Annotated in this window: 23 protein-coding genes; 15 read left to right on the forward strand and 8 right to left on the reverse strand. The window is 62.6% G+C overall.

The features are described from left to right. Positions 1-14: 14 nt before the first annotated feature. Positions 15-1,400, reverse strand: coding sequence for a PLP-dependent aminotransferase family protein (locus RA302_RS28735; protein WP_030537118.1), 1,386 nt, complete (start codon positions 1,398-1,400; stop codon positions 15-17). 97 nt (positions 1,401-1,497) lie between these two features. On the opposite strand from RA302_RS28735, the gene RA302_RS28740 reads away from it, so the two are divergent. Continuing rightward, positions 1,498-2,205 carry a pyridoxamine 5'-phosphate oxidase family protein gene (locus RA302_RS28740; RefSeq protein ID WP_019746065.1) on the forward strand — a complete coding sequence of 236 codons (708 nt, stop codon included), beginning with the start codon at positions 1,498-1,500 and terminating at the stop codon, positions 2,203-2,205. Between the two features lie 65 nt (positions 2,206-2,270). Here the strand turns inward: RA302_RS28740 and RA302_RS28745 are convergent, their stop codons facing one another. The 4 genes from RA302_RS28745 to RA302_RS28760 form a co-directional block, all read right to left on the reverse strand. Next, a complete protein-coding gene (locus tag RA302_RS28745) occupies positions 2,271-3,509 on the reverse strand; it encodes an HNH endonuclease signature motif containing protein (protein ID WP_070160927.1) in 1,239 nt (412 codons plus the stop codon). A 58-nt stretch (positions 3,510-3,567) separates the two neighbouring features. Further along, on the reverse strand, positions 3,568-4,383 hold the full coding sequence (locus tag RA302_RS28750; protein WP_030537940.1) for a slipin family protein: 816 nt from the start codon (positions 4,381-4,383) through the stop codon (positions 3,568-3,570). Beyond that, positions 4,380-4,850, reverse strand: a complete 471-nt coding sequence (locus RA302_RS28755; RefSeq protein WP_007735511.1) for an NfeD family protein — start codon at positions 4,848-4,850, stop codon at positions 4,380-4,382. Before RA302_RS28755 ends, RA302_RS28750 begins: the two co-directional genes overlap by 4 nt. 118 nt (positions 4,851-4,968) lie before the next feature. After that, positions 4,969-5,718, reverse strand: coding sequence for an IclR family transcriptional regulator (locus tag RA302_RS28760; protein ID WP_030537941.1), 750 nt, complete (start codon positions 5,716-5,718; stop codon positions 4,969-4,971). A gap of 247 nt (positions 5,719-5,965) precedes the next feature. Here RA302_RS28760 and RA302_RS28765 point away from each other — a divergent pair, with 247 nt between their 5' ends. From RA302_RS28765 to RA302_RS28805, 9 genes are all read left to right on the forward strand, one after another. Then, positions 5,966-7,018: an NrtA/SsuA/CpmA family ABC transporter substrate-binding protein gene (locus RA302_RS28765; protein ID WP_070160929.1), complete on the forward strand. Its 1,053-nt coding sequence runs from the start codon at positions 5,966-5,968 to the stop codon at positions 7,016-7,018. 4 nt (positions 7,019-7,022) lie between these two features. After that, complete coding sequence (locus tag RA302_RS28770) at positions 7,023-7,880, forward strand: ABC transporter permease (protein ID WP_003946011.1); 858 nt, start codon at positions 7,023-7,025, stop codon at positions 7,878-7,880. After that, the gene (locus RA302_RS28775; protein WP_030537943.1) at positions 7,877-8,719 is read left to right on the forward strand and encodes an ABC transporter ATP-binding protein; all 843 of its coding nucleotides are present in this window, start codon (positions 7,877-7,879) and stop codon (positions 8,717-8,719) included. Before RA302_RS28770 ends, RA302_RS28775 begins: the two co-directional genes overlap by 4 nt. Continuing rightward, complete coding sequence (locus tag RA302_RS28780) at positions 8,703-9,743, forward strand: ABC transporter substrate-binding protein (protein WP_007735503.1); 1,041 nt, start codon at positions 8,703-8,705, stop codon at positions 9,741-9,743. Before RA302_RS28775 ends, RA302_RS28780 begins: the two co-directional genes overlap by 17 nt. Then, entirely contained in the window at positions 9,740-10,849 is a 1,110-nt protein-coding gene (locus RA302_RS28785) for an LLM class flavin-dependent oxidoreductase (protein ID WP_030537944.1), read from the forward strand. Before RA302_RS28780 ends, RA302_RS28785 begins: the two co-directional genes overlap by 4 nt. After that, positions 10,846-12,000 carry an LLM class flavin-dependent oxidoreductase gene (locus RA302_RS28790; RefSeq protein ID WP_003946051.1) on the forward strand — a complete coding sequence of 385 codons (1,155 nt, stop codon included), beginning with the start codon at positions 10,846-10,848 and terminating at the stop codon, positions 11,998-12,000. Before RA302_RS28785 ends, RA302_RS28790 begins: the two co-directional genes overlap by 4 nt. Beyond that, entirely contained in the window at positions 11,997-12,710 is a 714-nt protein-coding gene (locus RA302_RS28795; RefSeq protein WP_030537945.1) for a class II aldolase/adducin family protein, read from the forward strand. Before RA302_RS28790 ends, RA302_RS28795 begins: the two co-directional genes overlap by 4 nt. Positions 12,711-12,751: 41 nt before the next feature. Continuing rightward, complete coding sequence (locus RA302_RS28800) at positions 12,752-13,693, forward strand: ABC transporter substrate-binding protein (RefSeq protein WP_003946000.1); 942 nt, start codon at positions 12,752-12,754, stop codon at positions 13,691-13,693. 240 nt (positions 13,694-13,933) lie between these two features. After that, on the forward strand, positions 13,934-15,184 hold the full coding sequence (locus RA302_RS28805) for a reverse transcriptase family protein (protein WP_030537946.1): 1,251 nt from the start codon (positions 13,934-13,936) through the stop codon (positions 15,182-15,184). 13 nt (positions 15,185-15,197) lie between these two features. Here the strand turns inward: RA302_RS28805 and RA302_RS28810 are convergent, their stop codons facing one another. Genes RA302_RS28810 through RA302_RS28820 form a run of 3 tightly spaced genes read right to left on the reverse strand, consistent with a single transcriptional unit; the run spans position 15,198 to position 17,218 of the window. After that, positions 15,198-15,584, reverse strand: coding sequence for a RidA family protein (locus RA302_RS28810; protein ID WP_003946047.1), 387 nt, complete (start codon positions 15,582-15,584; stop codon positions 15,198-15,200). Positions 15,585-15,626: 42 nt separating this feature from the next. Beyond that, positions 15,627-16,439: an alpha/beta hydrolase gene (locus RA302_RS28815; protein WP_030537947.1), complete on the reverse strand. Its 813-nt coding sequence runs from the start codon at positions 16,437-16,439 to the stop codon at positions 15,627-15,629. Next, entirely contained in the window at positions 16,436-17,218 is a 783-nt protein-coding gene (locus RA302_RS28820) for a helix-turn-helix domain-containing protein (RefSeq protein WP_030537948.1), read from the reverse strand. Before RA302_RS28820 ends, RA302_RS28815 begins: the two co-directional genes overlap by 4 nt. A gap of 195 nt (positions 17,219-17,413) precedes the next feature. Here RA302_RS28820 and RA302_RS28825 point away from each other — a divergent pair, with 195 nt between their 5' ends. Genes RA302_RS28825 through RA302_RS28845 form a run of 5 tightly spaced genes read left to right on the forward strand, consistent with a single transcriptional unit; the run spans position 17,414 to position 21,838 of the window. After that, positions 17,414-18,418 (forward strand): ABC transporter substrate-binding protein, encoded by a 1,005-nt coding sequence (locus RA302_RS28825; RefSeq protein ID WP_030537949.1) that lies wholly within the window; start codon positions 17,414-17,416, stop codon positions 18,416-18,418. 10 nt (positions 18,419-18,428) lie between these two features. Further along, positions 18,429-19,211, forward strand: a complete 783-nt coding sequence (locus RA302_RS28830; protein WP_007735497.1) for an ABC transporter permease — start codon at positions 18,429-18,431, stop codon at positions 19,209-19,211. A 2-nt stretch (positions 19,212-19,213) separates the two neighbouring features. After that, a complete protein-coding gene (locus RA302_RS28835) occupies positions 19,214-19,996 on the forward strand; it encodes an ABC transporter permease (RefSeq protein ID WP_218959922.1) in 783 nt (260 codons plus the stop codon). Further along, complete coding sequence (locus RA302_RS28840; protein WP_030537951.1) at positions 19,996-20,805, forward strand: ABC transporter ATP-binding protein; 810 nt, start codon at positions 19,996-19,998, stop codon at positions 20,803-20,805. The genes RA302_RS28835 and RA302_RS28840 overlap by 1 nt, the downstream gene beginning before the upstream one ends. A gap of 22 nt (positions 20,806-20,827) precedes the next feature. Next, on the forward strand, positions 20,828-21,838 hold the full coding sequence (locus RA302_RS28845; protein WP_030537952.1) for a YdcF family protein: 1,011 nt from the start codon (positions 20,828-20,830) through the stop codon (positions 21,836-21,838). Positions 21,839-21,840: the final 2 nt, after the last annotated feature.

The following is a 21,840-nucleotide window of genomic DNA, read 5'->3' on the forward strand; positions in this document are numbered from 1 at the left end:
CGATCAACGAGACTTCACGCGCTGTGACGTGCGAGGCACTCGGCTATCACCTCGAGCGCATATTCGAGGTCCGCGGATTCCACTCGCCCGTAGCCGATGACCAATCCGCCGGGGTCTCCGTGCGTTCGGGTGGACTCGACCAGGGTGGGCACTTCGACGCCGTGCAGGAGCGCCTCGCGAGCGACGGTCGCTGCCAGATCCGCGTCGAGCATGAGCGTCGTGTGCATGCCGGCGCCGAGACCCCGCAGTTCACCGAACGATGACAGCGCTTCCTCGACCGCCCGATCACGCTCCCGGTATCTGCGCCGGGCGGTACGCACCGCTCGATCCCATTCGCCGTCACGGAGCAGGGACAGGAGTGCTTGCTGCAGCGGAACCGACGGGAAGTCGCCGATTCGCTGGCGGTGTACTGCTATGCGGTCGACCAGGTCGAGGGGAGCTACCAACCAGCCCAATCGAATTCCGGCGCCGAGCGTCTTTGCAACTGTTCCGAGATACACCACCCGATCAGGAGCCAACTGGGCAAGCGCAGGCAAAGGCGCTACGTCGTAACGGAATTCGGAGTCGTAGTCGTCCTCGAACAGGACGACGTCGCGGACGCGGGCGAACTCGATCAACTGGTTGCGCCGACCTACCGGAAGCAGCCCACCCGTCGGATACTGATGGGACGGTGTCACATACACGCCACGGACGCTCTCCGACGCAGTTTCGAGTTGGTCGACACAGAGACCATGAGCGTCGACGGGCACGTCGAGCAGCGACCATCCACAGGCTGTAGCGGCCGAGGACGCATACCGGTATCCGGGATCTTCCATCGCCAGAACAGCACCACGGGTACGCAGAGCCGACAGGGCGAGGCCGAGACCATGCGTGGCACCTGAGGTGATCAGGATTCTCTCGGGTTCAACCGACATTCCGCGGGCTCTTGCCAGTAATTCCGATAGTGCCGAACGCAATTCGTAGTCACCCGCAGGATCGGGATCCTCGAAAGGTGGTGGTTTGGACCCGACGTCACGCCACGCCCGCCGCCACGCTGCCGATGCACGCGGTGGCGTCCACGGCACGCCCGGCCGGAGCTGCACCCTGGGTGACATCTTGTCGGCGGCCTTCTTCGGTGTAGTCGTGGGAGTGACCATGGGGGAGGGCGCCTCGGCAACGAAGGTGCCTGAGCCGTGCACAGCGACAAGCCAACCCTCGGCGATCAACTGCTCATACGCCCGTTCCACGACGCCCCGCGCCACCTCGAGCTCCGCCGCCAGCTTCCGGGAACTGGGTAACCTCAGACCCACTGCCGCCTTACCACTGCGGATATCAGCTCTGAGGTGGTCGGCAATCTGGACCGGGAGCGCCCGCCGATCTGTCCGGTCGAGGACGACGGCTACCGCCGAAGGCAGAAACATTCAGAACCCTCCCGGAAGTGGCAAATCGAAGTGGCCTATCGAAGTCTCCACTGATTGGACCATGACTTGAAGCCACTTTGCCACCAGCATTGTCTGCATGACAGATTCCGTTGTCTTTGCTGCCCCTGCTCCTGCCCCCACTGCACCTATTCCGCTGTCCCCGACAGCACGTACGACGCACAAGCGCGCCCGCCACCACGGCGTCGCAGAACGCGCGGCACTCGTCGACGTCTTGCAGTCCGCGAAGCTGTGCCACATGGGTGTGACCGTCGGCGGAGTTCCCATGGTGTTTCCCACCGCCTACGGGTTCGACCTCGACGGCCCCGACCGCGGCGGATCTATTTATGTTCACGGTTCAGTCGCTTCACGGAGTTTGGCTCCCGACAGCGAAATCTGCATCACCATCACGATCCTCGACGGGCTCGTGTTGGCTCGGTCGGGCTTCCACCACTCGATGAACTACCGCAGCGGCGTCATCATCGGATCACCTCGAGTCGTGACCGACGGCGACGAGCGCGTGAAGGCTTTGAATCTGATCGTCGACCAGGTGGTTCCCGGACGTTCCCAACACCTTCGGGATCACACGCGCAAGGAAATGGCGGCAACCATCGTTCTTGCACTGCCGTTGTACGAGGCTTCCGTCAAGGCTCGCACCGGCGGCCCCGGCGACGATGCCGCCGACATCGGTGTCGAAACCGTTTGGGCTGGAGTAGTTCCCGCAGCTACGCACTTCGGTGAACCGATCCCGTCCGAGGATCTCGACTCAGGTGTCGCGCTTCCGGACCATATCTCGACGATGCTCTGACCGCACACGCCGTACACACCGGGGCATGGCTATGCCCCGGTGTGTACGTATTCAGTTGCGCCCGTTCAGGCTGCTGTAGGTGGGCTGTTCCCGCCGATCGGCTGTTGATACGGATCGATCGACATCGGTGGGTAGAACACCGATTTGCGATCCGGGCCGATCTCCACCCGCCACTCCGTGTGGTGCAGCGTCCGGTGGTGATGACCGCACAACAAGATCAGGTTGTCGAGATCTGTTGGGCCACCATCGTTCCAGTGAACAATATGATGGGCATCGCACCACCCCGATGGTGTCCCGCATCCCGGAAACGCACACCCACCATCACGAACCGCCAACGCCCGCCGCTGGGGTACCGTCGCGGTCCTTGCTTCTTTGCCGCAGTCGAGCGGAACACCGTTCTCGTCCAGGAGGATCCGGGTGACGGTGCAGTCGCACGCCAGCATCCGGGCAGTATCGATACTGATCGGGCCCACCCAATCCGCCCACGCGAACCCCAGTTCCTGAGTCGACGGCAAGAGGTCCTTCAACGCCTTGAGGTCTGTCATGTCTTTCGCCGACGCGGTAACGGTGATGTGTGGTTTCACTCCGCCCTCGATCGGACCCAACCCCGCCCGCTCGTACCGCCGCAGTAGTTCGCAAAACCCGTCCGCGCGCCGTAGCGCCGGCGTGCGAGTGTCCTTGACGCCGTCCTTCTCCGGCGTCGGCGCAGACAGACTCGACAGCAACGTGATCAGACGGGCCCCGTTGATCGCATCCAAATCACCCTTCACCGACACTCGCCCGAACAAGCCTTTCGAGGCGTAGAACTCGTTACGCTCCGAATCCTCACCAACCGGAACGCCGTCCTCGCGTTTTCCGTACTGCTTCTCGATCCGCCGGATCGCCGCCCGCACCGCATCACAATCCGCGATGTTCTTCGACGCCAGGCCAAGCAAGATCCCGCGGGCCTTGTCCACATCCGCCAGGGTCATGTTCTTGGGCGGATGCTGACAAAACGACGCCACCTGACGGGCTTTCAACGCATCCACGTCACCGCGATGAAACGCATCGCCCACAACGGGTTCGAGCATCAACAACCGCGCCAACCCGACCAGCAGACTGCACTCACCGATCTCCAGATTCGTCGAACCATGCAACCACTGCGCGATCGCCCGAAAACCCTTCCCACCGAGAACCTCCCGGGAAAACATCTCCACGATCAGCAACACCATCCGCGACTGCAACTCGTGCCGGACACGCACCAGATCCAGAACCTCCCCCTTGAGGCCCTCACCATCCAGTTGCCACGCATCCCGACTGTCCATGCTCAAAGTTTAATCGAACAAAGTTTCGAATACAAGGGATGGTAACCGAAACTAGATGCTAATCAACAACTTTCGCATTCCAGACGAAACGGGCAGGTTCTTGGGTCGCGGGAGTTGCCGCAACTCCGCCACCGATAAAGGGCCGGACAAGATCCAGCGGCAAGGGGAAGACAACGGTGGAGTTGTTCTCACTACCGATCTCGTGAAGCGTCTGTAGATAACGCAACTGCAGGGTGGTCGGATTGCGGCTGATCACCTCGGCCGCCTCGGCGAGCTTGGCCGAAGCCTGAAACTCGGCGTCGGCGTTGATGATCTTGGCTCGCCGCTCTCGTTCGGCCTCTGCTTGCCTGGCGATGGCGCGCTGCATGTTGGCCGGAATCTCGACGTCCTTGATCTCGACGGTCGTGACCTTGACTCCCCACGGCTCGGTCTGCTGATCGATTACCTTCTGCAAGTCCTCGTTGAGCCGTTCACGTTCGGAGAGCAGCGAGTCCAACTCAGCTTTACCGAGAATGGAGCGCAGTGTGGTCTGGGCGATCTGTGAGGTGGCGGCCAGAAAATCCTCGACCTCGACTATCGAACGGTCAGCGTCGACGACCCGAAAGTACGTGACGGCGGTGACCTTCACGGGGACGTTGTCGCGAGTGATCACTTCTTGGACCGGTATCTTCAGCGTGACGGTTCGCAGACTGACCCGCTCCATGCGATCGATCGCCGGCACCAAAATCACCAGACCAGGACCCTTCAAGGTGATCAGTCGACCGAGGCGGAACACCACCGCGCGCTCGTACTCGCGCAGAACTCTCACCGACATGCCCACAAGGACTGCAATCAGCACGACAACCACGGACAACACGACAAGCACGGTGGTCATAGCGGCAGCTCCCACGGTTCACGACGGCGCACTTTCAGAGTCAGGCCTCGAACCTGCTCTACGACGACGGATTCGCCCACGGCAGGCACAGAATCGTCGTACCCGAATTCCATTCGAGCACGCCATAATCCGCCGTCGAGCTCGACCTGACCCTGCGCACCGGTCCAACTGCGAACGGTCGCGTCCGAGCCGACAAGAGATTCCGTCCCCGTACGCACGGGAGCGCGGCGCGCGGTAAGCGCTTTTCGACTCGCTACCGCCACCACGCCCAGGCCGACTACCGCGACCCCCGCCGTCACCGGGATCGCGATCAATTGGCCGATACCGTCGGATGTGAAGAGCATCCAGACGCCGGCACCGATCATGAGTGCTCCAAGCGCACCGAGCACCCCCGCGGTTGGGGCATGCGCCTCGACCACGATCAACAGGACGCCCAGCAACAGGGCAACGACACCGATCGTCGTCATCACTCGTCTCCACGCTCGCGAGGACGCGGTCACGTCGCGTAGCCATTGTGCGATCGCGCCCTCGACTTCAACGGTAATCACGCTCGGCCGGATCTGCCACAAGCGCTTTCACATCACGTCAGAGAAGGACCTCACCGATCTGTCGTGCAGTCACCTTGGCAAGGTCGGCGAGAAACGGAATCCGTTCGTCGATCATCAGCTCGACCGGACCACGAAGCCCGAGAGCGTAACGCACAGTGCCGGATCCATCGATGATCGGAATTCCGATCGTTCGGAAATCCGGGGTCAACTCCTCGTCGTTGAATCCGTATCCTCGCTCACGAGTCAGTTCCAGTTCCCGGCGGATACCGGCGACATCGGTGATCGCACGCTGAGTGGTCGCTTCACGTGGCAGCGCAGCCAGCTCGGAATCGTCGACATCGGACCAAGCCAGAAAGGCTTTACCCAGTGCGCTCGCATGCAAGGGAAGGCGGACACCCTGCAGCACGTGCCCGTCGGCCTCGCGCCACCGACTGAATCCGAGCAACACCACCTCACTTCCGCTTCGCACTGCCAGGGAAGCGGATGCTCCTGTCGTCGCGGCCAATTGCTCCAAATAGGGCTCGGACAGATAGATCCGATGCTGCCGGTAGGAGACCTGTCCGTAAGCCGCCAGCGCCGCGCCGATGCGATACCGACTGGTTGCGTCGTCCTTCTCGAGAAATCCCGCGTCGACGAGCGACTGCAGCAATCGATGCGTGGTGCTGACCGCAAGCTCTTGTCGCCGCGCAACTTCCGAGACTCCCAGTTCTTCGCCACTGCGAAAACATGTGAGCATGGTCAGGGCACGGGTTACCGTCTGAACTCCCGCGCCGCGTGCGTCCGTCACGAACGATCCTTTCGCTGTGGCCTGATCGACCTGAGAATCGGACGCTAACACGGACCCAGCAGTCCGGCCATCCTTTCCATCAGATGGAAAGGAACCGAACGTGGACCTACAAAAGCCCAGATGAACAGACTTCCGATGTTGTCAAGATTTCCAATCTCCAGAAAACAAACGGGGGTAAAACGGACAGGCACCCAATAGCGTCATCGTCGTCAGTTCTGACGATTCAACGCCTGAAGGAGCCACATACATGTCCCGCTTCCGCCGACTGCCACGAGCTGCCGCTGCGCTCGCCATGATCCCGCTGGCCGGGTTGGCGGTGGCGTGTGGGTCTTCCGATTCCGACAGCGCCGCAGGCAATTCCAGCGCAGACTTCACGCTCAAGGTCTTCGATCCCGGAAACTCCGGTGCCATCGCCGTCGGCAAGCGTGACGGAACCTACGACGAGGCGCTGGCACCGCTGGGCGCAAAGATCGAATGGGTCAAGACCACACCGGGATTCAGCTCCAACCTCAAACTCTTCAACAGCGGTGAACTCGACATCCAAACCGGCGCATACAGTCCCGTCGTCGGCGCACTGTCCAAGGACGTGGGTGTCCGCATCTTCGCCACGTCCGACCCGTACAACAAGGACCAGGCCGGCATCATCGCCACTCCGGAGTCCGGCATCAAGACCGTCGCAGATCTGGCCGGCAAGCGCATTGCCGTCAACCCTGCAGGCAAGGGCGAGTACATCACGCTCAAGGCTCTGACGCAGGCCGGAGTGCCGATCGATTCCGTCGAACGTGTTCCGCTGCAACAGGCTGACGCGGCGTCGGCGTTCTCCACCGGGCAGGTCGACGCGTGGGCATCGTTCCTGATTCCGTATCAGGAGGCCAAGGCCAAGGGCGCGATCGAGATCGCAACCGAGGCGAGCATCGACTCCGTGGACAGCACCATCATCGCCGGCCGCACCGTAGTACTCGAAGAGCATCCCGAAGTGGTCCAGAAGTTCCTCGAGGTCACCCAGGAACTCACCGCGAAGCAGCAGGCCGACCCGGCAGCATTCGAGAACGTCTTCGAACAGACCGGTCCGCGCGCACTCTCCGGACAGCGACTCGACGACGCGATCACCCTAGGCGGCCAGATCACCAACTTCCGCTACCCGACTGCAGCCGACGCTACCGACCTCGAATCGATCTCCACGTTGTTCGCCGACAACAAGGTGATCCAGCAGCCGATCAAGGGCAGTGACGTGATCTTCGACCTCCAGGGTGCTGTGGCAGGTTCGGCAGCGGCAGCACCCACCACCGAGGGGAAGTGACCCGATGGTGACGCTGACCCGGCCCGCACGAACTGCGTCGCCGTCAGTGGAGCATCCGCAACTCGAAACGCCCCGCTACCGCCGCAATCGCAGCAGGCCCAAGTGGGTCTCGATCCCACTCCGCTTCCTCGTGCCCGCGCTGCTGGTTGCCGGATGGTGGATCGGATCCGCTACCGGACTGATCCGCGAAGAGATCCTGGCCGGACCTCCGGCGGTGTGGACGGCATTCGCCGAGCTGTACCAGTCGGGTCAGTTGGTCGACTTCGGTCTCGCGTCGCTTCAACGTGCCGCACTCGGTGTTTCGGTCGGTGTGATCGTCGGATTGGTGCTCGGGGTTCTGTCCGGTCTCTCCTCGCTCGGCGAAGAACTGATCGACTCGACCATGCAGATCAACCGCGCGGTTCCGTTCCTCGCGCTCGTTCCGTTGTTCATCGCCTGGTTCGGTATCGACGAAACCTTCAAGGTAGTCCTGATCGCCGTCGCGACCGTCGCCCCCATGTACGCGTACACCTACCTGGGAGTGCGCGGAGTCGATCGCAAGATGGTGGAAGCGGCACAAGGTTTCGGCCTGACGGGTTGGCGACTGGTGTTCGGAGCAATTCTTCCGACCGCCCTCCCCGGTGTTCTGATGGGGCTTCGAATCTGCCTGTCGCTCAGCATCACCGGATTGATCGCCGCCGAGCAGGTCGGCACACGTGAGGGCATCGGATATCTGGTCACCCTGGCGCAGGAGTACAACCGCACCGACTACATGGTTCTGTGCATCGTCATGTACGCGGCACTGGGACTCATCTTCGACGCAATCGTCAGACTGATCGAGCGGTACTCCATGCCGTGGCGGAGATTGTCGGTGGCGCGATGACGAATACAACCATCGGCTCGCTGCCATCCACCGAAGCACCTCTGCCGCCGTTGGCAGCCCGTGAGCGGACCGGCACCACCGCGGCCGAGCGACGTGCCGGATCACCGGTAGCGGTCTCGCTCACCGGAGTGCGTAAGTCGTTCGGTGACAAGACTGTTCTAGGTGGTATCGACCTCGAGATCACGCGCGGCGAGTTCGTCGTTCTCCTCGGCCCCAGCGGTACCGGCAAGACGACCCTGCTGCGAGTGCTTTCCGGTTTGGAAGCACCGGACAGCGGTGATGTGCTGGTCCCACGCGACCGCACGGTCGTCTACCAGGAACCGCGATTGATACCGTCGAAGCGAGTTCTGGCCAATGTCACAGTCGGACAGAAACGGTCACGTCAGGTGACCGACAATGCACGCAACGCACTCGCCGAGGTCAACCTCGCGGACAAGCACCGCGCCTGGCCGGCCACCCTCTCCGGCGGCGAGGCCCAACGCGTCGCATTGGCGCGCGCTCTCGTCCGTGAACCTGAACTGCTGCTACTCGACGAACCGTTCGCAGCCCTCGACGCTCTGACACGGCTCCAAATGCAAGACCTGGTAGGCGATCTGGTCGCCCGCCACCGTCCGGCAGTACTGCTCGTCACGCACGACGTCGACGAAGCCGTACGACTTGCCGACCGTGTGCTCATCCTCGACAAGGGCGGGTTTGCCGTGGACGTCGACATCGACCTGCCACGCCCCCGCGATCGGAACGATCCCGAATCTCTGCGCTACCGAGCGAGTTTCCTGAAGGAACTCGGCGTCGGTCGCACCTTCCCCGACGGACAGGACAGTCATGACATTGATCGCTGATTCCGCAATCGACACACTCTGGTACACCCGCTGCCCCGTTCCCACCGCCAGCGGCCTCGCCAACAGTCTCGGTTGGCTCGACCGGACGGCAAACGAATCCGGAGTGCGTTTCGGCGTACTGCAAGATGCCGGACCGGAATTGGCAGTGCGCCATTTCGATCACCACCTCTCCGGACTCATTCGCGAAGGCGGCAACGTCCCCGCACTGGCCGCGCGTGCCAGTGGTTCTCCGACGAGGCTCATCGGGCTCACCTGGATCGACGAGGCCCAGGCAATCCTGGTGCGCGGAGACTCCGACATCCGAGAAGCCGGTCTTCTGGCAGGCGCTCGGATCGGCATCCCGGCCTGGGCGGCAGATCAGGCCAGGAGCTTCCCCCGTGCCATGGCCCTGCACGGCTTCGCCTCCGCACTTCGACTCGGCGAGTTGAGTTTTGCCGACGTCACTCTCGTCGAGGTTGCGACGACGGCAGCCCCCGAGGTCCGCACCGCCTCGTCCACCCGCAACACGACGTGGGGCGTCGAATCCCTGCTACGCGGCGACGTCGACGCCATCTACGTCAAGGGTGCCCGCGCCCAGGAAGTTGCCCGCGAACATGGCCTCGCCGTGGCCGTCGATCTCGATTCCACTGCATCGCTACGTGATCGCGTCAACAACGGCACCCCACGACCGATCACAGTTCATGCCGACCTACTCGAACAACGCCCGGACATCGTCGTGGGTTTCCTCGCCGAGAGCCTGAGAGCGGCGGACTGGGCCGCAGCCAACATCGACGAGGTCCGAGCCGTTCTGCAGACCGAAACACAGTCGGGGCCCGAAGGTGTGGTGGCAGCGTACGGCGAGAACTTCCACACCGGACTGCATTTGAGCCTGTCTGACGAGCGTGTGGACCTGCTCGGGGTGCAGAAGCAATTCCTGTATGCGCACGGCTTCCTTGCCGCCGACTTCGACCTGCAGTCCTGGGTGGCGCACGAACCACTGGAACAGGCACGCAACCTTGTTGCGCAGAAGGGCACAGCAGAATGACGGACGTCTACTGGGAGCTACCGTCTCGCGGTGACGGACGCCGGGCGGTGGCCGCACTGAACAGTCGCGGCGGCTTCGGGCCGCAGCGACCGACTACCGTTGCGACCGATGTTCGTCCCGGAAACTTCGGGCCCTTCGACGAATTGGCACAGATCGTTCTCGCAGCCGAACTGTCGGGCGTCGACGGCGTTGTCGCACCGTACGATCCGAATGGCGAAGAATCCTGGATCGTTGCTGCCGCCGCCCTACGTCAGACGCGTCATTCGCGAGTGGTCGTGGAGTTTCACCCCACTTTCGGCACCCCCGTCTACGCCGCCAAAATGTCGGCGACACTTCAGCGCCTGTCGGCAGGTCGTCTCGAATGGCGAGTGAAGGTAGAGACGGACCCCGAAGACGCCGCTGCTCGCGGCGACGTGGTTCGAGGAGCCGACCGCTACGCGCGCGCCGCGGAGTTCCTGACCGTCGCCCGTGGCGTATGGAACGAGGAGCAGATTCTCCCTGGCGGATTCGGCGGCACGGGTTACGACTTCGACGGCGAGTACTACGACGTACTCGGCGGCGGATTCCGAGGCATCTTGTCGGGACTCCGCTTTCCCCGAGTGCATCTGACCGGGGACTCACCGGAAGCTCTGGAACTCTCGGCCCACCATGCCGATGTCCATCAGTTCACCCTTGCCGGCGGCGAGTTGTCGACACGGATCACCACCCTCGACGACCGAGCATCCGAACTCGGCAGGACCGTCGAGAAGGTCCTGCGCATCCCGATCATCGCGAGGGAAACAGCGGACGAAGCCTGGGCTCGCGTCGAACGGCAACTGAGAGAAGCCGATTCCGCTGCACTCGAGATCGATCGGGGCGGCATCCTGTGGTCCGGATTCGACCGCATCGGCTACGAGCACAGTATCGGCCTCGTCGGAAGCTACGAGGAGGTGGCGCAGCGATTGTCGTCGTATCGCGATATCGGCGTGGACGGTTTCGTCTTGTCCGGTCGGCCACACATCGAAGAGCTGCACCGGGCGGGCGAGCATCTCCTGCACCTGGTCGATCCCGAGGGTCGGATTCGCAAGGAAGAGAAGGCCACCACAGAAGAGAAGGCCACCGCATGAGCATCGATTTCTATTGGCGGATCGGGATGGAAGGCGACCACGCGTCGCTGCGTACTCCGCGTCGCTACAACCGCGGCGATGCCGGTGGATACGGGCCGGGCAACATTGCTCCCGCGATCCGCGGCGGCGAATTGGACGGATACAGCTACATCGACCACATGGCAGCGGTGGCAAAGGCTTCCGAGTCCGCAGGGTTCCTCGGTGGACTTCTGCCGTCTTTCCCGATGACCGAGGATCCGTGGGCGACCGCAGCAGCGTTGGCCGCCGAGACCACCACCTACCGTTTCATGGTTGCGTTCCAACCGGGGTTCCTTCACCCGGTACAGGCAGCGCGGATGTCGGCCAGTCTGCAGCGAGCAACCGGCGGACGTCTGGTTTACAACATCATCAGTGGTGGAGGCGGAGCGCCTCAGCTGTGGTGGGGCGACAAAGTCGACCACGACGATCGCTACACCAGAACGTCCGAGTTCCTCGATGTCCTCAAGGGTGTGTGGGACGGCGAACCTTTCGACTTCGACGGTCGCTTCTTCCAAACCCACGGCGCCGCACTGCCACCCGGGCTTGCCGGCCAACCGTTTCCCGAGGTGTACTTCTCCGGATCTTCGGCCGCAGCCGTCGCCGCCGCCGGACTGCACTCCGATTACTACCTTTCCTGGCTGGAGCCGTACGCCGATCTCAGAGCCAAGATCGACGGAGTGCGGGAGAACTCGGCCAAACTGGGACGCACGCCGAAATTCGCCGTACGCATCGACGTCGTAGCCCGGCACACCGAAGAAGCCGCGTGGGCCGAGATCGAGAAAGGCTGGGCCTTCGTCGACAAGGGGGCCGCCGACCGTGCAGCCCAGGGTGACTCGGTGGGCGCCGCCCGCATCAAAGGCTGGGTACCCGAACACATCACCGGCTACCGAGATCTGGAAGTGCAACCCAACGTGTGGTGCGGCTTCAGCCTCATCCGCGGCGGACCGGCGTTCGGACTGGTCGGCAGTTACGAGCAGGTCGCCGAAAGACTCGACGAGCTGCGCGAACTGGGCGTCGACGCCTTCATCCTCGCCGGTAACCCGCATCTCGAAGAGGCATACCGCGTCGGCGAAGAAGTTCTTCCCCTCCTGCAGCGCACCCCGATCACACCTTCTGGACTGGAGACTCGATGACCACCACCGAAACTCGACTCGACACCGATACCGATACCGCAGCATTCGTCGAAGAAGCTCGCAAAGCAGCAGACAAAGCATTCGACGTCTTCCGCAAGACCGGAACCGTTGCAGCCAACGGGACCGTCAACTTCGTCGAACGAGTACCCGGCACCGAAATCGCGGTCGCCCTGAACGATCCGGGACCGTGGGCGAACGATCCGTCGGTGTCACCGGTTGTCGCCACCTTCGATGGAGAGGTGCTGTCCGGCAACGGATCGGCCGGATTTGTCACCGGCTACGCATCGGTCTTCCGTCAGCATCCGGAAATCACCAGCGTTGTCCACATCCACACACCGTGGCTCGGCGGTTGGGCACAGACACATCGGACGCTACCCATCCGCTATGCGGCTTCGCAGAGGCTGACGCTCTCCCGAGAGATTCCGCCGCACATCGATCGGTCCCGTTCTGCAGGCGATTTCATTCTCGAGCGTCTCGAACACGATCCCGATCTGGTGGCGATCTTCGAAGCCAACGGCGGGGTCAACGTCATCGGCCGCAGCGGGTTGCTCGACCTCGCGAAGTTCGTCGTCCTCCTCGAGGAGGGCGCCCAGTTCCAGGCGATCGCCGAATCCCTCGGCGGTTCGGTCGAATTCGATCCGTCCAACCTCGCCGTGCAGTGGGGCCGTAGCGGACTCGCCGACGAGGCGCGTCGACGCGGCCTCATCTAGCCACCCCCATCACTGATTCAGAACAGGAAACCGTAGATCTCATGACCGTTCGCGTCGGATACTTCCCACACAACAATTCGCTGTTCGTACTGCGCCACACCGGAATCCTCGAACGCCGTCTCCCCGATGTCGAGTGGGTGGACCTGCGTGAGCTTCCCGCCAAGCCTGCAGTGAACCCGGAAAACGCCTTGCCGACCCTGCACTCGGACTGGCTGTTCGAGGAGGGCGGATACGACGTGATCGGAACCGGATTCACGCCGCCCGTCACCGGATTGGCTCAGGGCCGCGATCTCGTCTACATCGGAATCTCCGGCCCACGTGTGGAGAACGGGCGCCTGGTAGTCAAGGCAGAGTCCGAGATCAACACGGTTGAGGACCTGCGCGGCAAGCGCGTCGGCATCGCGCACGGATCGTGGCAGACCACACTTTTGTTGTTCGCCTTGGATCAGGCGGGGCTGACCTGGTCCGACATCGTCCCCGTCGACACCGACGTACGCGGTGGTGGAGCGGACCTCGTCGACGGCACCATCGATGCCTGGGTTGGCGCGTACCCGGGGCTGACGGACATCGAAGCGAACCACGAACTGCGCACGCTGATCGCCACCGACGGACTCTTCAGCCACCCCTCACTGTGGTTCACCCGGCGCGATTTCGCGGATACCAACCCGGAGGCCCTCCAGGCGATCATCGAGGCCCTGCAGGAATCCGACGCCTGGATCGAAGCCAACCCCCGCGAAGCCGCCCAGGTCTTCGTCGACGACGTCGAGAAGCGTGGCGGGTCCGCGAGCCTCGATGCCTGGGAAGCTGCACTGCGCGGACGTCCTTTCGGTGTCAACCCTGTCACCGACGAGTTCCTGGACGAGCAGCAGCGCGCGGCCGATCTCCTGCTGAGCAACGGACTACTACCGAAGGCGGTCACCGTCCGCGAAGCAGTCGTGCCGTGGATCAGCGAGTTCGTCGGTTCGGATCGTTCGTCGATCTGAGGACCCACTCCTGACAGATCCGCTTCACACGTGACAGATACCGAACGGTCTGCCATTGTGAAGGAATGCGGCGGCGCGTGGGTGAGAGTTGGTCCACGCGACCAGTCTCAGGGGTAACCCCTGGGTCGGCCAGAAGAATTGGATACTGCGTCCACCGGCGTTCGGCACGCTCCGCGTGCTTGCCGCCGCACCGGACAAAGGATTTGGTCACCCCGCCCCGTCGCATCCCGGAGTCGAATCATGCGTGACTTCGAGCTCGATCCCGAGTTGGCGCGTCGTCTGGCCGTTGCGGCCGCTGACGCTCCGTGGACCCTCAGCGGCCTCGAGGAGGCATTCGGAACCGTCTTCGGCGTTTCCCCGACGCTCCTGGCCGTGCGCGTTCTCGACCTCATGCCCGCTCCACCGTTCGAACCGCAGACTCTGTATCGATTGCTTCGCGAACTACCTCGCCTGCGGCCTGTTCCTCTCTCACTGGACACCAATGAAACCTCGTTGTGGCGGTTCGACGTTCCCCGCTACAACACCAGTGTGGACCTGGCTCGTTCACTGGATCTGACGATCTCCGAACTCGAGTGGTTCGCCGACCGAGGGGAATGGCTCCGCACGAAACCCCGACCGCTACGCCACTACCGGCCGATGCAGATCAGCAAGAAGGCCGGCGCTCGCCTCCTCGAGGTACCGAAACCCCGATTGCGCGAAATTCAGCGGAAGATCCTGCGCCGCATCCTCGACCTGGTGCCCCCGCACGACGCGGCACACGGATTTGTCCGTGGTCGAAGCCCTCTGACTTTTGCAGCGCCGCACGCACAGTCGGAAATCGTGATCGGCGTCGACCTCGCGCAGTTCTTCCCCTCGATCAGCGGCAGCCGCGTTCACGCCGTCTTCACAGCCCTCGGCTATCCACCCGCAGTGGCAGGTGTTCTCACCGGATTGTGCACTGTTGCAACACCTGCCGATACCCTGCGCGGCCTTCCGTATGCACAGGCATCACAGCTACGCACCGCGCATCTTCCGCAAGGCGCGCCAACTTCGCCTGCACTGGCGAATCTCGTCGCACGCAAACTCGACATCCACTTGAGTGGACTCGCACAAGCGAACTGGCTCACCTACACCCGATACGCCGACGACCTCGCGTTCTCTGGAATCGAAGTAGCCGACGTCGGCACCCTCCTCTGGACGGTCGAGCAGATCGCCGGGGACGAAGGGTTTGCCATCCATCCACGAAAGACCAAGGTAATGCGCCCTCATCGACGCCAACACCTCACCGGGTTGGTGATCAACGACCAACCCTCGTATCCGCGCGACGACTACGATCGCTTGCGTGCCCTGCTGCACAACGCCGCCAGTACTTCTGCGCAGGAACAGAATCGGGATGGCGTGGAGAACTTCCGCGCCCACATCTACGGCCGGATCGCGCACATCGGCGAAACCAGCACTACACGCCGACGCACATTGCTGCGCCTGGCTGAACGTGTGGATTGGGACGGTTAGTGCCCGCGAGCAGTCAGACCCGCGGGGTGTAGGCCATGCATTCGACTTCCATGTGCGCACCCAGCGCCAGTCCGTCTGTTCCGAACGCACTGCGGGCCGGCAGTCTCGACGCCGGGAAGTACTCGAGGTAGACCTTGTTGAACTCCTGCCAACGTGACATGTCGTCAAGCATGACAGTACATTTGAAGATCGCTTCGACACCGGAACCGTAGGCGATCAGCGAAGCCACGATATTCTCCATCGTCTGGCGAGCCTGCGCTTCGAAGCCGTCTGCCAAGGTCCCGTCGGGAAGCATGCCGATCTGACCCGACAGATACAGAACGTCTCCGACGCGCACTCCGGTGGAGAACGGCGTATCGAAAGCGGGTGGTATGAACTCGACGGTCTGAGATGAATCCATTAGATCTCCTCGGAGTTGGAATATGCGTGACGAGTTGGCGTTTCAGCGCACTGGGCGCGCACGAACATCGGCCAGGAAGTGCGCCACCAACTCGTTCCACGCGTGTGGGTCCTCGAAATAGGGGGAGTGGCCGCGGTCGGCAAGTTCGACCACTTCGGCGTGGGGCAGGAACTCGGCGGCGCTGCGAATCCGCTCGGGTGTCATCAAATCGTCCAGCTCACCCGCGATCAGCAGAACCGGCGCCGCCACCGCCGCGAGTTCGGCCACCGAATAGTTGTGGGCCTTGAGAATTCGGAAGAACTCGGTGTCAGGTGGGCGATGGCCGAAGGTGCCGAGAGCTTGGTACAGGTATGCCCTCGCCATATCCAAGCTCGGCAACCGTCCGCCCACAGCGGGATGTTCCCCCAGGGGCCGCGCCGTGACGGGCGCCGCGGTGAGGGGCGGTGCGCTGTCCGGACCGAAGCCGACGGGAATGCCGGCGGTCGTGCAGGCCAGGACTACCGACTCCACCCTGTCCGGAGCAGCGATCGCGGCCCCCAATGCGGCCCAACCGCCCATCGACTGGCCGACCACGTGCGCTCGATCAACCGCCAACAGGTCCATGATTTCGATCAGATCAGAGACTGCCGCTACCGGGCCGTGGTTGCCGTTCTCGTTGGTAGAGCGGCCGAATCCTCGCTGATCCCAGCTGATCACCCGATAGTGCTGAGCGAAGTACGGTACCTGTTGGTACCAGACGGCCGCATTTCCGCCGAGACCGTGCGTGAGAATCAGATCCGGGCCCTCGCCGGCAGTCTCGTACCAGACCCGTTCGCCGTCTGCGACGGTGATGAAGCCCTCGGTCCGTGAAATCATCCTTGTTCTCCTGTGTCGGACGGGCGCTTGCCCGAAGTGTGGTCAGTGAGGAGTTGCTGCACTTCATCGGTGGCCCGCAGCAGGTGTTCTTCGACCATTCGCGTCGTTTTCGCATCGAAGTCGGTATCGAAACCGATCACCGTCAACGCACAGAGCGGAGCCCCCTTACGGGAAGACACTGCACGCGAGACCGAACCGATGATGTCCTGAGATCGTTTGTGGACAACGGCGAATCCGGTTTTCTGCGTCTCGGCGATGTCGGCGAGAAAGCCGGTGGGTCCTTCCAGCGGATAGCCACTCTTCTCCACCATCGCCAGGTAGGGCGCCCGGGTGTTGTCCTCGAGTGCCGCCACCAACGCGAGCGGACCCGCGAACCGGTGCGGCGGAAGCAGATCCCCGAGCATCCGAGTGATCATCTTGAGTCGCTCGGGACGCAGCGCCGCGATGATCCGCGTCCCGCCGCTCTCGAGAACCTGCAGATTCACCATCATGTCCGTGCTCTCGGACAGCACCCGCATGGTCGGATCGCACAAGGCCGCCAACGAATGCGCTGCCGCTTCGTGGGAAACCTGCAGTGCAGCCGGGCCGGGGAGATAGCGACCGTCGTAGCGGAAGACCCAACCACGGTTCGCGAGTTCTCCGAGCACTCGGTGCGCAGTCGGGCGGAGCATCCCGACTTCTTCTGCCAGTTCGCTGAGCTTCATCGGCGTAGTCGAGCGCGCGATGGCCTCGAGTAGATCCAGCGCTTTGTCGACGGCGGACGCAGAACCCTTCGTCATCCGATCCCCTCCCGGTGCCGTGGATGTACCCGGCGATCCGAAATCTCGTGTTCTTGGAAAACCCTTGGCATTCGCCTAGGAAATTACTATAGTCACAACAATCGTTCCGGCGTACGGAATTCTTTGAGCGTCTTCACCTTCCCACCGGATTACCGGCAAGGAAGTCATATCTTTCCCAGCGAGAGGTTTTCGGACATGACGGTTGGACTTACCCTTCGGTCGACACCACGGTTCAGAGTTGTTGCCCTAGCCGCGGTCGCGACCGCGGCATTGGCACTGACAGGCTGTTCGAGCGACGCCACGGCCTCCGACGACGGGGGCACCCAGACCACCACGATTCGAATCGCACCTCAGCCGATCGCGGACTTCACACCGATTTGGCTCGGCATGGAGCAGGGGTACTTCACCGATGAGGGACTCGACATCCAACTCGTGGAGGGCGGCGCTAGTTCCTCGGCTCAAATTCCGTTGTTGCTCAGCGGAAATGCAGATATGGCAGCCACGACTGCCGCTGCCGCAATTCAGGCACGGAGCCAGAACATGCCCGTCACCATTGTCGGCGGGCTCACGAATTTTGCCGCAAATGACAGCGTCGACCAGTCCGGTCTCGTGGTCGCCAAGGACAGTTCCATCAGCGGCTTCCGTGACCTCGAAGGCAAGACCGTCGCGATCAGCGGTTTGAAGTCCGTCAGCGAAGCAGTCATCTCTGCCGCGGTGGAGAAGTCCGGTGGCGCAGCGGACAAGATCTCGTTCATTCAGGCGCCCATGCCCAACCTCGGCGACCTGGTTTCCACCGGCGGGGCCGACGCGGCATTCCTCATCGATCCGTTCCTGAGTAAAGCAACCGACTCGGGGCTGAAGATCCTCGGCCACCCCTTCCCCTTGGCCGCACCCGGTGTGCCAGGGACCTCGCTGGTCGCTTCGGAATCGTTTGTCAATGCGAACCCTGACTCACTCGCGAAATTCCTTACCGCGCTTGCCAAATCAGTTGACTACGCCAATCAGAATCCGGGCGCGGTCAAGGCTGCACTCTCGACACAAGCCAAGATTCCGCTAGAAATGCTGGCCAACAGCAAGAATCCTCAGTTCGTCGCAGTAGTGGAACCGGGTGCTCTCGGCACGGAGATCGAACTGCTGGTCAAGTACGGGGTACTGACGGATTCGGTCGAGGCCGAATCCCTGCTGACCCCGGCCAACTGAGTTGTCCGCCTTGACAACCCTGCAGACTCGCCGCAGGCAGGTTCTGCTCGGTCGGCTGCTGACGCTCTTCGCGTTGGCAGCCGCCTGGCAGATCTTCGGAATGCTCGGCGACGAGGACGTCAAAGGTATTCCGAAGTTCAGCGACGTGGCAGTGGCCTTTGTGAACGAACTCGGCACGTCCTCGTTGTGGACATCACTGGGACAAACGGTGACCACCACGGCGATCGGATTGGCACTGTGCCTGGTGATCGGAATCCCGGCAGGGCTGCTGCTCGCCGCGCACCCGTTCCTGACGGTCTCCTCCCGCTTCGTCATCGACTTCTGCCGAACCGTTCCGCCGCTCGCAATCATTCCGCTCTTTCTGCTGATCATGGGCCCGACGCAACGGATGGCGGTGGCACTGATCGTGGCAGTAAGTGTGTGGCCGATTCTGCTCCAGACGATTCACGGTGTGCGCAACGTCGACCCGGAACTGCTGGCCACCGCACGATCCTTCCGACTTCCACTGTGGCGCAGGCTCGCTCTCGTCGTCGCACCGGCATCGATGCCCTACATCTTCACCGGGATTCGCATCTCGGCAACACTGAGCTTGCTGCTGACCATCGGTGCAGAATTGATCGCCGGCGTGCCGGGACTCGGTAAGGAGATCCTGCTGAGCCAATCCGTCCCCGATCGAATGTTCGCACTGATCATCGTCGCCGGACTACTCGGAATGCTGCTCGCCTTCGCCGTGATGGCGATCGAGAATCGTTTACTTGCCTGGCATTACATCCCGAGGAGGATGACGACGTGAAGATGATGTCAGGACTTCGACTCCTCGCGTGGGAGTTGTGGCTGCCGATCTTGATCGTCGTCGTATGGTACTTCGGTTCGGAGTCGAGCAAGTCGCCTTACTTCCCGCCGCTGTCGCGTATCTGGAAAGCGTTTGTGGACAACTGGTTCGGTCCGGGATTCGCCCACGATGTCGTACCGAGCTTGACCAACCTTGCCTTCGGTCTCGCCGTGGCACTGGTGGTCGGCGTCGGCGCCGGTCTCCTGCTGGCACTGTTCCCGCTGGCTGCCGACATTGCCGATCCGTTTCTCCAGTTCTTCCGCGCTATTCCGGCGCTGGCCGTATTACCCGCTCTTTTCATCGTTTTCGGAACCGGTTCGACGGGTAACGTTGCCGCCATCGCCTTCGGCGCGGTCTGGCCGATACTCCTCAACACCCTCGACGGCATTCGCTCCATCGACCCGAGTATCCGATTGGTGGCGCGCAGCTACCGGATCCGTACACCCCTCCTGGTGACGCAGGTACTCCTCCCCGGAGCGATGCCGCAGATAACAGTCGGTATCCGCACCAGTCTCGCGATCGGTGTCGTCATCATGGTCGGAAGCGAAATGTACGTCTCCACTGCAGGAATCGGTCACTTCGTGATCGTCGCGCAACAGACCTTCGCGATCGCCGACATGTGGTCCGGAATTCTCCTGCTGGGAATCATCGGATACGTGCTCAACCTCGGATACGGCGTGATCGAACGATGGTTGCTCAGATGGCAGCCGCGGACCCACGACGCTCTCGCAGTGAAAGGAAACTGATGTCATCCACAGAATCTGCGGCATCGAAACCCGCAGTCGAACTGAGCGGCCTCGGGGTGACCTACGGCGGTCCCACCGGCCGCGAAGTGCTCCGCGGCATCGATCTGTCCGTTGCACCCGGAGAAATCGTCTGCATCGTCGGCCATTCCGGCATCGGCAAGAGCACGCTGATTCGTTGCATCGCCGGTCTGCAGAAGCCGACCACCGGTGAGGTCCGCATCGCCGGGATCGCGATCGATGCACCGCCGGCCACGCTGGCTCTCGTGTCACAGGACTACGGACGCACACTGATGCCGTGGCTTCGAGTGGGCGAGAACGTTCGCCTGCCGCTACGGGGCAACGGTCTGGCGCGGAAGGTTCAGAACGAGAGGGTTAGCGATGCACTTGCCGTTGTCGGTCTAGGCGGTGCTGCGCGTTCCTACCCCTGGCAGTTGTCCGGCGGAATGCAGCAGAGAGTGGCGATAGCTCGCGCTCTCGCCTATCGGCCGCAGGTACTCCTCATGGACGAACCCTTCGCGTCGGTCGATGCGCAGACCCGCGCGGAACTCGAAGACCTGCTGCTGACGCTTCAGCGTGATCTTGGCATCACCGTCCTCCTCGTCACCCACGACGTCGACGAATCGGTGTACCTGTCCGATCGAGTGGTCGTCCTCGGCGGAACTCCGGCATTGATGCAGGACATCGTCGACGTCCCGTTGACCGGAGCTCGAGATCAACTGACCACCAAGGCAGACCCACTGTTCATCGAGTGCCGTACCAGGGTCCTGTCCGCGATCCAGCAGTCGAAGGTGGTGGCGCCCGTGTCGTAAGCGCCTCGCCTAGGCTGGCTCCGTGATCCTTCTCCTCATCGGCCTCGCGCTGCTCGGATTCTGCGGCTACCGGTTCAGGCAGGATCGACGGAGGCTGAGCAACGGCGTCTATCTACTTCTCGGACTGATCTTCACCGGTCTGTGGATGTTGCAGTCGGGTGCGCCAGGCACCGAGGTCCCGTCGTTCGTCATCGCGACGATCGCTCTGCTCTCGCCGTTGCTGGTGCTCCTGCTTGCAGGATTCCTGATCGTCAACGGAATCACGATGCTGCGGCGCGAGGGATTCAGCGTCGCGAATCTGCTCTCACTCGTCGCCGGACTCGGCCTGCTCGTTCCCTACTTGTTGCTCGCATCAGCGCTGCTGACGCAGAGATATTGGCTCGCAGTCGTTCTCGGTTCGTTCAGCCTGGTCGCGTCGTACCTGGGGTTTCTGTTCACGAGCTTTCTGCTCTACTCCTACGTCTACGGACGCCAGAAGTACCAGCCCGGGATGGACGCGATAGTGGTTCACGGCGCCGGGCTTTCGGGCGCCGACGTGACGCCCCTGCTTGCCAGCCGTCTGGACAAGGCGGCCGACGTCTTTCGCGCCGAGGTCCGCGAAGGACGTTCACCACTGTTGGTCGTGAGCGGCGGGAAGGGTTCGGACGAGGTGGTCAGCGAGGCGGAGGCAATGTGCGTCTACCTCGTCGATCACGGGATACCGCGCGAGAGCGTGATTCTCGAGGACCGCTCGACCACCACGCTCGAGAACCTCGAGTACACCAGGGACCTTCTCCGTGCCAACACCACGAAGCCTCGAATGGTGCTGGTCACCAGCAACTTCCACATCCTCCGAACCGCGACGTTTGCCCGAAGCCTCGATCTGGATGCGGAAGTCATCGGTTCCCACACCGCCCGGTACTACCTGCCGAGCGCCATTCTGCGCGAGTTCGCCGCCGTCACGGTGGAGCACAAGTGGCTCAACGGAACGGTCTGCCTGATCCTGGCCGCCCTGCCCCCACTGGTGGTCTGGGCGGCAGGAGGCATTTCGTAGCC

Source organism: Rhodococcus sp. DN22 (assembly GCF_036669995.1).
Classification (GTDB): Bacteria; Actinomycetota; Actinomycetes; order Mycobacteriales; family Mycobacteriaceae; genus Rhodococcus_F; species Rhodococcus_F erythropolis.